This window comes from Candidatus Pseudomonas auctus, assembly GCF_048654275.1.
Classification (GTDB): domain Bacteria; phylum Pseudomonadota; class Gammaproteobacteria; order Pseudomonadales; family Pseudomonadaceae; genus Aquipseudomonas; species Aquipseudomonas pharyngis.
Map to the genome: position 1 here is coordinate 68907 of NZ_JBJYZK010000001.1, position 14990 is coordinate 83896.

General features: G+C 61.1%; 17 protein-coding genes. 8 read left to right on the top strand and 9 right to left on the bottom strand.

Annotation, left to right across the window (positions count from 1 at the left end):
- Positions 1-7 precede the first annotated feature (7 nt).
- Positions 8-877, top strand: coding sequence for a TauD/TfdA dioxygenase family protein (locus tag ACKUG4_RS00230; protein ID WP_039771066.1), 870 nt, complete (start codon positions 8-10; stop codon positions 875-877).
- 42 nt (positions 878-919) lie between these two features.
- On the opposite strand, the gene ACKUG4_RS00235 is transcribed toward ACKUG4_RS00230, so the two are convergent.
- The 5 genes from ACKUG4_RS00235 to ACKUG4_RS00255 form a co-directional block, all read right to left on the bottom strand.
- Entirely contained in the window at positions 920-1609 is a 690-nt protein-coding gene (locus ACKUG4_RS00235) for a hypothetical protein (RefSeq protein WP_445433098.1), read from the bottom strand.
- Entirely contained in the window at positions 1578-2618 is a 1041-nt protein-coding gene (locus ACKUG4_RS00240; protein WP_445433099.1) for a GSCFA domain-containing protein, read from the bottom strand. Before ACKUG4_RS00240 ends, ACKUG4_RS00235 begins: the two co-directional genes overlap by 32 nt.
- A gap of 37 nt (positions 2619-2655) precedes the next feature.
- Positions 2656-3171, bottom strand: a complete 516-nt coding sequence (locus ACKUG4_RS00245) for a GNAT family N-acetyltransferase (RefSeq protein ID WP_039771072.1) — start codon at positions 3169-3171, stop codon at positions 2656-2658.
- A gap of 166 nt (positions 3172-3337) precedes the next feature.
- On the bottom strand, positions 3338-3751 hold the full coding sequence (locus ACKUG4_RS00250) for a cupin domain-containing protein (RefSeq protein ID WP_103386277.1): 414 nt from the start codon (positions 3749-3751) through the stop codon (positions 3338-3340).
- A gap of 29 nt (positions 3752-3780) precedes the next feature.
- Positions 3781-4536 (bottom strand): SDR family oxidoreductase, encoded by a 756-nt coding sequence (locus ACKUG4_RS00255; RefSeq protein WP_085649148.1) that lies wholly within the window; start codon positions 4534-4536, stop codon positions 3781-3783.
- Positions 4537-4787: 251 nt separating this feature from the next.
- Here ACKUG4_RS00255 and ACKUG4_RS00260 point away from each other — a divergent pair, with 251 nt between their 5' ends.
- A complete protein-coding gene (locus ACKUG4_RS00260; protein ID WP_445433100.1) occupies positions 4788-6356 on the top strand; it encodes a winged helix-turn-helix domain-containing tetratricopeptide repeat protein in 1569 nt (522 codons plus the stop codon).
- A 16-nt stretch (positions 6357-6372) separates the two neighbouring features.
- Here ACKUG4_RS00260 and ACKUG4_RS00265 read toward each other — a convergent pair whose 3' ends face one another.
- From ACKUG4_RS00265 to ACKUG4_RS00280, 4 genes are all read right to left on the bottom strand, one after another.
- Complete coding sequence (locus tag ACKUG4_RS00265; RefSeq protein WP_445433101.1) at positions 6373-6849, bottom strand: phage infection protein; 477 nt, start codon at positions 6847-6849, stop codon at positions 6373-6375.
- An 82-nt stretch (positions 6850-6931) separates the two neighbouring features.
- Positions 6932-7186: a hypothetical protein gene (locus ACKUG4_RS00270; protein WP_039771078.1), complete on the bottom strand. Its 255-nt coding sequence runs from the start codon at positions 7184-7186 to the stop codon at positions 6932-6934.
- Between the two features lie 225 nt (positions 7187-7411).
- Positions 7412-8050 (bottom strand): response regulator transcription factor, encoded by a 639-nt coding sequence (locus tag ACKUG4_RS00275; protein WP_445433464.1) that lies wholly within the window; start codon positions 8048-8050, stop codon positions 7412-7414.
- Between the two features lie 153 nt (positions 8051-8203).
- Positions 8204-10171 carry an alkyl/aryl-sulfatase gene (locus tag ACKUG4_RS00280; RefSeq protein ID WP_445433102.1) on the bottom strand — a complete coding sequence of 656 codons (1968 nt, stop codon included), beginning with the start codon at positions 10169-10171 and terminating at the stop codon, positions 8204-8206.
- A gap of 105 nt (positions 10172-10276) precedes the next feature.
- Here ACKUG4_RS00280 and ACKUG4_RS00285 point away from each other — a divergent pair, with 105 nt between their 5' ends.
- From ACKUG4_RS00285 to ACKUG4_RS00310, 6 genes are all read left to right on the top strand, one after another.
- A complete protein-coding gene (locus tag ACKUG4_RS00285; protein WP_445433103.1) occupies positions 10277-11200 on the top strand; it encodes a LysR family transcriptional regulator in 924 nt (307 codons plus the stop codon).
- Positions 11201-11481: 281 nt separating this feature from the next.
- A complete protein-coding gene (gene solA / locus ACKUG4_RS00290; protein ID WP_445433104.1) occupies positions 11482-12642 on the top strand; it encodes an N-methyl-L-tryptophan oxidase in 1161 nt (386 codons plus the stop codon).
- 86 nt (positions 12643-12728) lie between these two features.
- A complete protein-coding gene (locus ACKUG4_RS00295; protein WP_445433105.1) occupies positions 12729-13562 on the top strand; it encodes a suppressor of fused domain protein in 834 nt (277 codons plus the stop codon).
- A 70-nt stretch (positions 13563-13632) separates the two neighbouring features.
- The gene (locus tag ACKUG4_RS00300) at positions 13633-14034 is read left to right on the top strand and encodes a DUF8617 domain-containing protein (RefSeq protein ID WP_445433106.1); all 402 of its coding nucleotides are present in this window, start codon (positions 13633-13635) and stop codon (positions 14032-14034) included.
- An 87-nt stretch (positions 14035-14121) separates the two neighbouring features.
- Positions 14122-14574, top strand: a complete 453-nt coding sequence (locus tag ACKUG4_RS00305; RefSeq protein WP_445433107.1) for a hypothetical protein — start codon at positions 14122-14124, stop codon at positions 14572-14574.
- Between the two features lie 91 nt (positions 14575-14665).
- Positions 14666-14917 (top strand): hypothetical protein, encoded by a 252-nt coding sequence (locus ACKUG4_RS00310; RefSeq protein ID WP_445433108.1) that lies wholly within the window; start codon positions 14666-14668, stop codon positions 14915-14917.
- Positions 14918-14990: the final 73 nt, after the last annotated feature.

Genomic DNA, 14990 nt, shown 5'->3' on the forward strand with positions numbered 1-14990 from the left:
AGGGAACATGGATCAGTTGGCACTCAAGGCAATCGAGCGCATCGCCGCCGAACGGCGTGCGCCGTATCAGCACATCACGGTCGAGCGGATCACGCCGATCATCGGTGCCGAGATCGGCGGCGTCGATCTTTCGCAGCCGCTGAGCGACGAGCAGCTCGCGGAAATCCGCCGGGCCTTTCTGGAGAATCACGTGGTGGTGTTCCGCGATCAGCACCTGACGGTGGACGAACACAAGGCGTTTGGCCGGCTGTTCGGTGAGCTGCGGGCGCTGCCGGTGGAGGACATCGACGGCGATGACCCGGAGCTGGTGGTGATCCGCGCCAATGCGCAATCGCGCTACGTGGCCGGCGAAACCTGGCACACCGACGGCACCGCCGATCTGGCGCCGTCCATGGGCTCGATGCTGTACGTCAAGGAAACCCCGGCCATCGGCACCGGCGGCGATACGTTGTTCGCCAACATGCACCTGGCGCTGGAAATGCTCTCGCCGACGATGCAGCAGTTTCTCGGCGAATTGACCGCGATCCACGACGGCGCGATTCCGTGGAAGGGCTATGAGGCGCCGGCCAATCTGCCGAAAACCGAGCACCCGGTGGTGGTTCGCCACCCGGAAACCGGGCGTAAAACACTGTTCGTCAATTCCGGGTTCACCTCGCACATCGTCCAGTTGTCCGGCGGTGAAAGTCAGGTGCTGTTGAACATGTTGTTTGATCTGGTGGCCCGTGAGCCGGTCCTCAGCTGTCGCGTGCGTTGGGCGCCGAACAGCCTGGTGTTCTGGGATAACCGCTGCACCCAGCACCATGCGGTCTGGGATTATTTCCCGCACTCGCGGTATGGCGAGCGGGTGACGATTCTTGGGACGCAGCCCAAGGCTTGAGTCTAAAAAACGGTGGGAGCGGGGGCCGTTCCCACCGCTCATTTACAGACCTTGTTTGAGCAACTGCTCGACGATCAACTCGCCAAACGCCAGATTCCCGTGCAACGGGTCATCCACTTCGCAGTACGCCGGAAGCTGAAAACCCAGCTCATCATTCGCTGCCGCGCGCACATCGATCAGCTCGATGCCGAGCCCTTGCAGGCGCTCGATCAGCAGCGCCTGCGCGGCCATGAACACACGCGGATCGGACAACTCTGGCACCCGTTGCGGCGGCAGCACGGCGAACACCTTGAGGTTCATCGCCCGGGCCTGTTCATAGAACGCGAGAGCAGGTCGGGACAGGGTGTCGACGATGGATTCGAACAGGGGACCTGCGAGAAAACCTTCGTCGAATTCGCCGTCCAGGGTCTGGTAGCACGTCCAGTTCGGCGCGGTGGCGAGGTAGTGCAGGCTCAGGCCAATGGTACTCACCAGCGGCACGCCGACCTTCGCCAGTTGCGGCACCTCGAACGGCTCAAGTGCCTGGCGATACAGGCGCTCCATCTCGGCTTCCCGAAACACCACGTCATGGCGGGTCAGGCTGAAAAAGTCGACCGCGAAATCCCGGCCGGTGCCCAGCGGGCCGCCGCTGAACGGCAACCCGCGGGCCTGCGCCGCCTTGCCGATGACCCCGGCATGGGAGTCGCCCAGCAGCAGAAACCTAGGCGTAGTAATCGAGCACGGCGTCTTCACAGACAAGCTCCTCGCTGGACACGCAGGTGGAAGGAACGCTGGCCGGCTTCTGCACCGATTGAACCGCATCGAGCCCGGCGAAAAACTGCTGCATGACGAACGCCACGCCTTCAGGTGTGACTTCCCGCTGGTTGGGCTGGTAGAAGGCGCCCTTGAACGGTGTGCCGGTGATGATTTCGTAAGAGGGGAAATAGTCGACGTCGTGCAGGTCTTCGCACAGCTGCCCGGCGACGGCGCGCAGGACCGATTTGGAATAGGTGGTGGCGCTCAGCACATGCTCGCCCGTGGCGGTCGCCGTCAGGGGCACCGGTGACACGGTGAGCAGCAGGCGCAGCTGCGGGTTGATCGAACGCATCAATTCCAGCGCCCGCACCATGTCGCCATAGGTGTCCATGAAGCCGAAATTGCAGAAACGGTGCAGCTGCGGATCGAAAGTGCCGCGCACGGTGCCGGGGCACACGGGATACACCAGCCCGGTCTGGCGGTTCTGCCAGGCTTCGGTCAGGCCGAGGGTAAACACGAACACTTTGGCGCGGCGCAGGGCGGTGCGAATGGCGTCGAGGGTGGCTTCGCGCGATGCGAACAGCGCGTCCTCGCTGGCAAAACCGTCGGGCTCCACGGCGGGGCGGAATGGGTCGAAGAATCGCCCGTCGTGGGCCCAGGTTTCGTCGGGGGGCAGGCTCACGCCCAAGGCCCATTCGAGCCATTGGCACAGCATCGCCGGGGTGTACAGATTGCCGGTGCGGAACGAGAACACCCCATAGTTGTGGGCCTTCCAGTCGGCTGCGGGCAGTTCGGCCGGGGCCGGTTCCGCATCCAGCCAGTTCATGCCGCGTTCGCCCAGCGCCCGGCCGATGTGCTGGGCGAAACAGGAGCCAGCGGTGACGATGGCGTCCTTGTTGCCGATCTCGAATTGTGGCGTCCACAGTTGATCGATGTTCAGCGCGGGCTTGTCAGCCACGGCGGTGCGCCAGAAAGCGCGGGGTGGCAGGCATTGATAAGGATTCACGACGAGGGCCTCCTTGGCGGTCGCTGATAAAACGGGGTCAACTGATTTGATAGCGGTAGATCAGGTCGTCAAACCACCGATCTCCAATCTGATAGGCCTGCGGCACGCGGCGCTCGAATACAAAACCGCATTTCTCCAACACCTTGCAGGACGCGATATTACCGTCGGTCACGGTCGACTCCAACGAGTCCAGGCCGATGGCGGCGGCATAGTCGATGATCGCCTGGCGCGACTCGGTGCCAAAGCCTTTGCCCTGATGCTCGGGCAACAGCAGGCAACCCACCTCGGCATGCCCCGGCGACAGGATACGAAAACCGGTCACGCCCAGCTCCTGCCCGCTGGCCCTGTCGGTCACCACCAGACACAACCAGTGATCCGACTGCGGCCCCCAGGCCGGAAGCCGATGCTCGAAGCCTTTGCGTACCTGTTCTTCGGCAATTTCACCGAACACGTACTGCATGGTTTGCGGCTCGGAATGCAGCCTGAGGAACAGCGGCCAGTCGGATTCGACCATCGTGCGCAGGTCGAGGCGTTGCGTGGCGAGTTCGAGCATCCGCTGCTCCTTGCAAGGGCGGAAAGGGAAGACGGTTTTTTACTGGGTGTGGGGCGAAAGATCAATGTTTTGATCGGGCATGTTTTGCAACGCCGACCTTGAACGCGCCCCTTAGCGGTGCTCTCCGGCAGCCACGCTGCCGGAGGTGGATTGGCGAATGGATCGGTTACGGCTTGACCGGTTTGACCAGGTCGGTCTCGCTGCTGTCGAGCACGAACACCGCCAGCAGACGTGACGGTTCGGTGGTGCTGGCATTGGCGCTCACCGCGTGGAAGTCGCCCGGTTGTTCGACGAAGTTTTCCCCCGCCTTGTAAACCTTCTCCGGCCCGTCGCCGACCTTGCTGCGTACGGCGCCCTCAAGCACCGTGGCGTAGATGAACGCGGACTTCGGATGAAAGTGCGCCGGCGAAGAACCACCGGGTGCGTATTCCACCAGCACGCCCTTCATGGATTTACCCGGAACGTTCGGCAGGGCGCGGTCGAACACCACGGTGACCTTGCCTGCCTGCGGCTCGGCGGCCGAGACGGATGAGATTGAAAGGGCCGCAAACGTGGCGGCCAGCAGAATTCGGCTGAACATGGCGAGACTCCTTCTAAGCGGATGGGGGGTTAGCGCTGGATCGATTGCGCCAGCCAGTCTTCAAAGCGCGTCGAGCCCAGGCGCGGGTTGCTGCTACCGGGGGTGAGCGACTGGTCGTCGAGCACGTCGCCGAAGTAGCGGGCGTGGACGTCCGGGATCACTTTGCGGGTGTCGTGGGTGGCGCGGAAAAAACGCCGGACCAACTCGTCGAGCGGCATGGCTTCGGGGCCGGCAATTTCCTGTGTGCCGTTGATCGGCGCTGCCAGTGCCACATCCGTCAGCGCAGCAGCGACGTCGTCAGAAGCCATGGGCTGGATCAGCGCCGGCGACAGGCGCACTTCCTCGCCGACGGTGGCGGACTGGGCAATGCCGCCGACAAATTCGAAGAACTGCGTGGCCCGTAACAGGCTGTACGGAATGCCGGACGCCTTGATCAGATTCTCCTGCGCGACCTTGGCGCGGAAGTAACCGTTGGCGGGCAGGCGCTCACTGCCGACAATCGACAGCGCCACGTGATGGCGAACCCCGGCGGCGGCTTCGGCGGCAAGCAGGTTGCGGGTGGAGGTTTCGAAGAAGTCGAGTACGGCCTGGTCTTCCCACGACGGCGCGTTGGACACGTCGACCACCACCTGGGCACCGTCCATTGCTTCGGCCAGGCCTTCGCGGGTGATGCTGTTGACGCCGGTGTTAGGCGAGGCGGCGCGGGCATCGTGGCCGCGTTCGCGCAGATTGTTCACAAGTTTCGATCCGATGAGGCCGGTGCCTCCGATAACGACTATCTTCATGACATCTCTCCACTTGCCGACCGCAACCGTTGCTGTCGATGTGGGATGAGCATGCTTGCGGCGCTCGGGCAAATCCTTGTGGTGACCTTGGATTTGCCTTGGTTTTTTGTCCAGACAGGCCAATCCGTCGGCAGATGCGTAGACCAATGCCCAGACCGGTGCGACGGCCCAGGGTCTGCCGTATCATTGGGCGCACGACAATCGCCCGCTCGGACACGGAGTCGGGGGCGCCAGACCAGAGAACAGCCACCGTGCAATTTGTGTTTGAAGACTACCTGCTCGACCAGCAGCGCCGGGAACTGACCTGGCGCGGGCAAGTCGTGACGGTCGGGCCGCAGGTCTTCGATCTGCTGTTGCTGCTGGTCAGCAACCGCGAGCGAGTGGTGAGCAAGGACGAATTGTTGAGCGCCGTGTGGAGTGGCCGGATCGTTTCCGAGTCGACCATCACCAGCCACATCAACGCCGTGCGCAAGGCCATCGGCGACACCGGTGAGCAGCAGCGCCTGGTGCGTACGGTGCCGCGCAAGGGCTATCGCTTCGTCGGCGAAATCACCTTGAGCGACAGCCCCGTCAATGCGCCCGAAGCGCCTGCGATACCCGAAGTGGCCACGACACTTGTCCTGCCGGAAAAGCCGTCGATCACCGTCCTGCCGTTCCAGAATCTCAGCGGCGACCCCGCGCAGGACTACTTCGCCGACGGCATCGTCGAAGACATCATCACCGCGCTGTCGCGCCTGCGTTGGCTGTTCGTCATCGCCCGCAACTCCAGCTTCACCTACAAGGGCAGGGCGGTCGACGCGCGGGGCGTCGGGCTGGAACTGGGCGTGCGTTACGTGCTGGAAGGCAGCGTGCGCAAGAGCGGCAACAAGATCCGCATCACCGGCCAGTTGATTGATGCGTGCAGCAGCACGCATCTGTGGGCCGAGCGCTTCGAAGGCCTGCTCGACGATATTTTCGAACTCCAGGATCAAGTGGCCGAGAGCGTTGTGGGCGCCATTGCGCCGCAGCTTGAACGCGCGGAAATCGAGCGGGCCAAGCGCAAGCCCACCGACAGCCTCGATGCCTACGATTACTACCTGCGGGGCACGGCCAAATTGCACATCGGCACCCGTGAGGCGATCGAGCAGGCACTGGCGTTGTTCTACCGGGCGATTGAACTGGATCCGGAATTTGCCTCGGCGTACGGCATGGCCGCGTGGTGCCATTTTTGGCGCAAGCTCAACGGCTGGATGACCGACCGGCCCCGGGAAATCGCCGAAGGTGCGCGGCTGGCGCGCATGGGCGTGGAGTTGGGACGCGATGACGCCGTGGCGCTGACCCGTTGCGGTCATGCCCTGGCCCATCTGACCGGGGATGTCGACTGCGGCATCGCCCTGCTTGATCGAGCTCGATTGCTCAACCCCAATCTGGCGCCGGCCTGGTATCTGGGTGGCATCCTGCGCGCCTTGGGTGGCGAAACCGAAGCCGCCATTGCCAACCTTGAACATGCCGTGCGACTGAGCCCGCTGGATCCGGAAATGTTCCGCATGCAGGTCGGGATGGCGCTGGCGCACTTCTTCGCCGGTCGCTTCGAATGTTCGGTTTCCTGGGCCGAGAAAGCGCAGGGAAATCTGCCCAGTCTGCTGGTAGCGGCGGCCCTGATCGCCGCTAGCCACGCGCTCAATGGACGAGCCGACAAAGCCGGGCAGGCCATGGAACGGGTGCGCCGGCTGGACCCGACATTGCGGGTGTCCAGCCTGAGCGCGTGGCTGCCCATTCAACGGCCTGAAGACGTTGCCCGGTTTGCCGAAGGTTTGCGGTTGGCGGGGTTGCCGGAGTAAGGGCTCAGCCGGCCAATCAATCCATCGAAAAATGCATTTGCATGTTCATCGCGGCATCGTACTGATTGCTGGCTACCCGGCGTTCGATCAGGCGATCAGAGCCGCCTTCGGCAACACGGCGTTCGATCAGGCGATCGGAGCCGCCTTCGGCAACACGGCGTTCGAGCAGGCGATCAGAGCCGCCTTCGGCCACGCGGCGTTCGAGCAGGCGATCAGAGCCGCCTTCGGCTACCCGGCGTTCGATCAGGCGATCCGAACCGCCCTCGGCAACACGACGCTCCATCAGCCGATCCGAACCCCCTTCGGCAATCTGGGTCGGCGCCTTTCTGGCTCGGTGCTGTTGCACTGATGAAGTTTCTGAATCCGGAGCACTGGTTTCCTGTCTGTTGGCCACCGGCATATCGGGCAGGCAACTTGCGCCGAATGCATGAGTGGCAACTATCCAGGTGGCTGAAACAATGGCGACGGGTAATACCAATCCAATAGTTTTCATCGTGATCATCCTGAGTCGTAGTGGGATTTCGTTAATGAACTTCCGGTTGCAACCAGACAGGTTTGAATTCAATCGAATACTTCTAATGGGAAACTCCATGTTCCTGTGCTGCCAGGCGAATACGGTTGTACGCAATCAAGCGCATGACGTAGCCCAGCTTGATCGCGGTCGGCCCGAGGATCGTCATCCCGTGCGCGCCGACCAGCGTGGGCAAGTTCAAGTGAGCGTCAAACACATAAGCCAGGAAAATCCCCACCATCAACATGCCCAGGCCACCGACCAGCAACACGTGGGACAACTTCAGCACGCGGTACGAGTCTTCAAAAAAGTCATACATGTTGATCAGTCATCCCTGAGTCAATGAATGGATCGACAAGTGTCGGCGCGCGAGGAAACCGCGAAGTCAATAACTTTGCCGGCCGTCGCATTTGATAAAGGGATTTTACTGTTGGCGGTAGGGATCAACCATGTTGCATAAGTTTGGTTTTATCCTGCCAGCGTATGGAGAAGTCATACCAACGTATATAAGCAACTCTATGCGCGCCGCATAAGGGCGATACATCTAATGGTTAATGCCCAGACTTTCGGCCATTCGAACCAGATCGGCAAACGACCGCGCGCGCATCTTGCGCATGGCCTGGCTGCGATGGATTTTCACGGTGATCTCGCTCAGGCCGATGGCACTGGCGATCTGCTTGTTTATCAGACCCGAGACGGCCAGCGCCATCACCGCTTGCTCTCTGGCCGTGAGTGTCCCATGGCGTGTGCGCAATTCATTTTGGCGGCGTTCGCACTCGCGGCGCGACCTGTCCCGCGTATGCGCGGCGGCGACGGCGTCGATCATGGCCTGCTCGCGAAACGGTTTTTCCAGGAAATCGATGGCACCGGCTTTCATGGCGCGAACGGTCATGGCGATGTCGCCGTACCCGGTCATGAAAATGATCGGCAGATGGATGTTGGCGTCGGCGAGCGCCTGCTGAAAGACCAGCCCGCTGGTGCCTTGCAATCGCACATCCAGCACCAGGCAACTGGGCAGGTCAGGTCGCTGGTATTGCATGAAGTCGGCGACCGATCCGAACAGCTCGACGCGCAGGCCGATGGAGCGCAGCAGGCTGCCAAGCGCCTCACGTAGAGGAGCGTCATCATCAATGATGAAAACGATGGATTCGGGGTTTCGCTCGGGTGCAGGTTCTACGTCCATACGCTGGATGGCTTCGCGGCGATCGGGTTGCGCAGGATGCTGAACAATCCAATGGAAAGCTTTGCCCGAGCCTCCGGTTTTCATTGGATTTTGCTTGGGTAAGCGTCCAGAGGCCATCGACCGGGAGTTTGATCAATCGATGGCCTCGGTGGGTCAGTTTCCTGCCCGGGCGACTATCGCAAAATTCCCCGGCGCCTTTTCCAGCAGCCCCAGAAACCTCACTAGATCGACCTTGCTGCCATCCACCTTCAGATCATCGGAAGTGAGCGTTTCCTTCAGCCCGGCGGTGCCGCCCAGCAGCTGGACGAACAGGTCCTTGGTGACGGTCAGCGTTGCGTTGGCGTTCGCCGCCGTCGGGCCTTTTCGGTAGTGCAGCACGGCGTTCTCGATCCACAGCACGAACGATTCGTGGGTATCGGTCAGCACCAGATTGAACGTCCAGTGCTTGCCATCCGCCGCCGGCCCGTCGAGGCTCGCGGCCATGGCTTCGAGGAAGCGTTCGGTGGGCGTCTGTTTCATCAGTTCGATCAGGTCGGAGCGTTTGACGCCCTTGGCCGGCGGGCCGTTGCGCAGCTCCATGGCAGCGGTCAGGTAACTGTTGCGCCAGGTTGCGGATTCCGCCTGATAGCCCATCTGTTCGTACGCGCGGGCCAGCAGTTCCTTGGCGGCGGTGTCGTCGGGTTTGGCCAGCACGGCCTGATCCAGCAGCTCGGCGACCCAGCGGTATTCGCCCTTGTCATAGGCCACGCGCGCGGCTTCGACCACCTTGGCATTGCCTCCCATCAATTCGACGTAGCGCTTTGCCGACTCCTTGGGCACCAGCGGATTCAAGTGCGCGGGGTTGCCGTCGTAGGCGCCCAGGTACAGCTGGTAGATCGCCTTGACGTTGTGGCGCAGGTCGCCGTAATAGCCGCGAGTGCCGAAGTACGACGCCAGCGAATCCGGCAGCTGGATCTTGTCGGCGATCTCGTTGGGGGTGTAGCCGGCGTTCATCAGGCGCACGGTCTGGTCGTGCAGGTATTTGTAGACGTCGCGGTGTTTGGTGATGAATTCGCGGATCCGCTCGTTGCCCCAGATCGGCCAGTTGTGCTGACCGAAATAGACCTCGGTGTCGCCCAGCTCGTCGAGGGCGATTTGCATGTATTCGGACCAGCGCAGCGCATCGCGGACCTTGGCGCCACGGATCGGCAGCAGGTTGTGCATGGTCTGCGTCAGCAGCTCCGCACCGCCGTATGCCTTGAGCGCGGGGATCGAAAAGGTCAGCTCGGCCGGGGCCTCCGCGCCGGGCATGTTGTGGAACACGAAGCTGACGCCGTCGAGCACCAGCGGCTGGATCGGCTGGTCGATGATCTGCGTCGGCGGCAGGATGCCCATGCTGCCGTAGGCGACGTTCTTGCCCAGCCCGGTGTCGACGATGCCGGTGGCGCCCGGCGTCAGGTTCTTGCCGAACTGATACATCGAACGCCGCGCCATCGCCGGGCCGGCCAGGATGTTTTCGCTGGTGGCTTCCTCCATGAACCCGGCGGGCGCGACGATGGGAATGTTGCGCTGGGCCACTTCGCCGCTCGAGGTGATGCCCAGTACACCGCCGAAATGGTCGGCATGGTCGTGGGTGAAAATGATCGCGGTGACGGGCTTGTTGCCCAGATGCTCGCGGGCGAAGGCCAGCGCTGCGGCGGCAGATTCCCGGGAGGTCAGCGGGTCGACCACGATCCAGCCGGTCTGCCCGTCGATCAGTGTCATGTTGGCGATGTCGAAACCGCGCAACTGGTAAATCCCGTCGCGAACCTTGAACAGACCGATCTGTGCGTTGAGCATCGCGTGCCGCCACAGGCTCGGGTTGACGGTGTCCGGCGCCTGGCCTTCGACGAAGCGGTACGCATCGAAATCGATCAGGACATTGCCGTCAGCGCCGAGGATCTTGCCGGTGGGCCGGGCGATGAAACCGCGCTGGGCATCTTCCATGTCGCGGTTGTCGCTGAGGTCCAGGCCCTTGATCGACGCCTGGATCAGCGCTGCCGTGGCGGGCGTGGCGTCGCCGGCTGCCACGCTGGGCTTGTTGTCGCAGCCGGCGAGGGACACCAGCGTCAGAGCGAGGATCGTGTAAAGGGTCGGTTTCATTCTTGTTGTTCTCCGAGGGTCGAATGCGCTCCAGCCTATGGGCAGGGCGGCGATGTATCCAATGCATTGTTTACATCCGGATAATGCGTCGCTAGCATCGCGGGAATGGACCTCAAACGACTGTCACACCTTCTCGCGCTGGCCGATGAACGCCATTTCGGCCGCGCGGCCGAGCGCGTGCACCTCAGCCAGCCGGCCCTGAGCCGCAGCATTCAGGCGCTGGAGAGCGAAACCGGACAGCGCCTGTTCGATCGCGACACCGGCGACGTCCGCCCGACGCCGGCGGGGGAGTTTCTGATCGAGCGGGCGCGACGGTTGCTGTTCGATGCCCGTTCGCTGGAGCGAGACATGGCGCTCTACAGCGATCGCCAACTGGGCAGCCTCGCCTTCGGCGTCGGCCCGTTCCCGGCCGCGATGTTGATGCATCAGGTGGTGCCGCGACTGCGCCTGGATCACCCGGCGGTCACCCTGCGCGTGGAAGTGAACAACTGGCAGATTCTCGAAGCGCGACTGCGCGCTGAAGCGATCGAATTCTTTGTTGCCGATATCCGTAACTTCACGGCGGAATCCGATCTGCTGATCCGTTCGCTGGGCCAGGTCTCGGCAGGCTTCTTCGTACGTCCGGAGCACCCGCTGGCCGGGCGCAAAGTGGCGATGGGCGAACTGGAAGGCTACGGCATCGCCACAACGCGCCTGCCGGAAGTGGTGAAACGCGAGACCGCCCGAACCCTCGGCATCTCCACCCGCCAGGCACTGCCCATCGTGCTGGAGTGTGATGACGTGGCGTTGCTCAAGACCGTGGCCGGCTCAACCGACACCATCCTCGGCGTCATCCATGGCGCCGTGGCTGGAGATATTCGGGTGGGGCGTTTGATCGAGCTTCATGTTGTCGACAGGCCGGGGTTTCATTCGGAAATTGGCGTGGTGAGTTTGCAGGGTAGAAGCCTGTCGCCGACGGCTCTGTGTGTGATCGAGGCGGTCGTTGCCGAGATGCAATCCGTTCACGTCGAACAATCCCCACGTCTTTAAAGACGCGTCCTACAGCCACGATTTTCCTGCTTCGTTAACGTCGTGCAGCCCCCTTTAGAGGGGCTGCCGATGCATGAACGAAAGGACAATCAGTGGCTGGTCAAAAGGACATTCCCCGGGTTCCCAACCTCAAATTTCGCTTGATTACAGTTAGTACCGACAGACAACCTGATTGAATTAGCCCGGCTCCCGCATTTTTGCCTGGGCGCGGCGTTCAACGGATTGTTTTCCATCGCCTGATCCGCTTCACTGTGGCTCTTTTGTCTGAGCGGAAATCAATCATGGAACGATGCGAAGCACTGGTCATCGGCCTCGGCGCCATGGGCGCGGCCACGGTGTATCAACTGGCGAAAGCCGGGGTCAACGTGGTCGGCATCGACCGCCACCATCCGCCGCACACGTTCGGCTCCAGCCATGGCGACACCCGCATCACCCGACTGTCCGTGGGCGAGGGCGCGCAATACGTGCCGATCGTGCGCAACTCCCACCGCATCTGGCGCGAACTGGAAGCGCTGTCAGGCGAGTCGCTGTTCGAACAGTCCGGCCTGCTGGTGCTGACCTCCAGCCCCGACTTCGATCCCGCCGACGAAACCGACTTCACCCTGCGCACCATCGCCCTGGCACAGACCTACGGCATCGAACACGAAGTCCTCGACGCTGCCCAGATCCGCCAGCGCTTTCCTCAGTTTGCCCAGGTGCGCGACGACGCCATTGGCTACTTCGAGCCCGAGGGCGGTTTTGTACGGCCCGAACGCTGCATCGACGTGCAGCTCAGACTGGCCGAACAACACGGCGCCACGCTGTACAAGGGCGAGACCGTGACCCACATCAGCTCGGACGAACAGGGCGTCACCGTCACCACCGACCAGCGCACCTTGCGGGCGGACAAACTGGTGGTCACCGCCGGCAACTGGGCGGGCGGCTTGCTCGGCGCACCGTTCGACAGATTGCTCAGCGTCTATCGGCAAAAACTGTTCTGGTTCGAGACCGAGCCCGACGCGGAACTGGTCGGCCACTCACCCACGTTCATCTTCACTCACGGCCAGGACGACGATTTCTATGGCTTTCCCGCGTTGCCGGGGGAGGGCAGTTTGAAGGTGGCGACGGCGCAGTATCACAGCGCATCCACGCCCGAGACTCTGGATCGCACAGTCTCGGCCGAGGAAGAACGCGAGATGTACGAACAGCAGGTGCAGGGGCGGATCGCCGGGCTGACGGATCGGGTGGTGAAGTCAGCGGTTTGCGCCTACACCGTTACGCCGGATCGGCATTTCATCATTGATGAGCATCCACGGTTGCAGCACACGTTGGTGGTTTCGGCGTGCTCCGGGCACGGGTTCAAACACTCGGCGGCGCTGGGGGAGGCGTTTGCGCAGTGGTGTTTGCGGGGGGAGAGTGAGCTGGATCTTTCGTTGTTTTCGGTGGGGCGGTTTGAGGCATAGTGCCAACATTCAAAAACAGATCCATTTCACGAAAACAGATTCGCCCCTTTCATGGAGAGCGAACCGAAACCCCGCAAGGAACGCACATGAATTTCTTCAAGAAGCTTCTCGTTTCATTGAAACGTCCTAAAACCGAAGACGTCGAGCCAACACCACAACCCCTTGAAGTCCAGGAGCCGGATATCTACGACAGCATTACAGAGGCTGAAGCGGCAAATCTGGCTGCCCGAGAGGCCAGCGCAGCGTGCCTGGATCGTCATTGGGCATCAGTCGGCACAGTCGAACGCGATGTCCTTGCCTACATGATCAGTCCGAGCTTTTCGGGTGGCCCTTACTGGCCATCGACCCGTCAGGCCTACCGGGTAGTTCGCCGTAACGACACAATCATCATCGCCACGGAAGGTCTGTCAGACCCGTTCGATGACGCGGAAGAAACGGGCAATGGATTCGAGATGGAGTTGTTCGTAGAAACCGCCGATATACCCGAACACGCCCGTGGCCCGGTGGGTGACGTCGATCCTTTTCAGCGCAGCTGGGCATTCGAGCTGGTGGAGCACGTTGCCAAAACGGTTGCGGACGCTGGAGGCTACACTCGCGGACTCGACAAATACGGTGCGATGTCCATTGAAATTCCCGGGTTCAGCCTCTCGAACCACATGTGTGATCAATTCCCCAAACACTTCGTGACCGAAGATGACTCGACCGGCGTCCTGCTGGGCGCCCCGGAACCGGACTTCCCGACCCGACTGGATGACATGCCGTTATCCCCTGTGAGATTGGTTCCGGTGGTACTGATCACCGCGGCGGAGCTCGAGTACATACGTGCTGGCGGGCGAGCAGCGCGCGATGACCTGGTGGTCCGATTGAAGGCTGCGGGTGTCGGGCATGTGAGCAGTTTGCAGCGTGAGAGTGTTGTTTGACGCCGCACGGAAATGAAAGCCTAGTCCGCTTTTTAACGACTTGGCCCAACCTAAAGGTATCGAACCGCAAATGAGCAAATTGGGTTGCAGATGTGGACATGTGATCGTCGATCAGACTGACAGCCTGCCCTATAAAGCGAGCCTGCTTCGCGACGAGGTTGAGAATGCATTCTGGGAAGAGGTGAATCACGAACTCAAGCCTCTGGTGGCTGCTGCCGAGTCGGGAGACAAGGCTTTGATCGCCGAGGCGTTCGGTGAGTTTGCACCTTGGGTCAACGCGACGAGCGAATTGGAAAGTCGTATATCCAGCCTCCACATCCACCGGACGTCAGATGTTTATGAATGCACGAACTGTGGGCGTCTTTGGGTGCAAAGGGGCGCGAGTAATCAGTTCGTTTCATTTGTTCCTGAAGAGGGTGAATATCAGGCGATTTTGTCGGAGGCGTCAGGCGATTCCGAGAGCGTTGATTGAGCGGGTCGGTGCAGAAAATTTCGTCTTTACCCAACAGATCTTCAAGGTTACGTGATGAAAAGGAAGGCATTGAAGAGAAAAGAATTAATGGCTGCCCTTCTGGCCAGCGCCGCCGCCGAACCCCCTCGCGTGTTTGACCCTGATTGCATGACCCGGATACCCGATTGTCATTCGATCATCGAGGTACTTCGCCTCATCAAACATGGCGGACCGGAGTGGGCGAGTCGTTATGTTTCGATGTGGTTTGACGGTGCATCGAATGGCTGGGTTCTGGTGTATCCGCTGCAGGATTCGAGCGAGCCGTACTTCGACTTCATGTACACGGGCGAATTGGCGCCTCAGAAGGTTTTTGCCGCGCTGCTTGCGAAGTATCCGCAATGCAGGGTCATGGATTGGTCTGTCGGGCGTATTGCGTGTGTCATCGTCGAGGGTGGGGAGGTCGAGATGCTGGCGGAGATTGTTCGGGCGTTTATTGAAGCTGCCTGGGGGGAGGGCGTTTCGGTTGTTGATGTTTCGTATGAGGAGATGGGGAGGGCGTAATCAGAGTTTCAAAGTAGGCGCATGGAGGGCTGTGTATTTTCTGAAGAACACAGTTCTTTCCTCGGATCGACATCTCCAGGTAGAGAATCACATGAGCATATTGTCCACTTTGATCACGCAGGCGCGTGAAGGGTTATGCATCCAGCAGGGGATTCCTCAAGAAAAATGGGAGGCGATTGCCGCTCACTGCGGACCTGCAGAGATAGCAGAGATCGAAGACCGAATAGCCGCATTGAGGATTGAGTTGAAAACCATCGAGGAGTGGGATGGGGAAACCATGGTGGATATAAACATCGCTATTTCCCGATTTACTCAGTTGTTGAAACTATCCAATGGCTCATAGTGAGCAGTTGACTTGTTCACCTATGGTCGAGAACCGCCGTTCGCGAGCGGCTGCTCTCGGCCATGAGCGGACG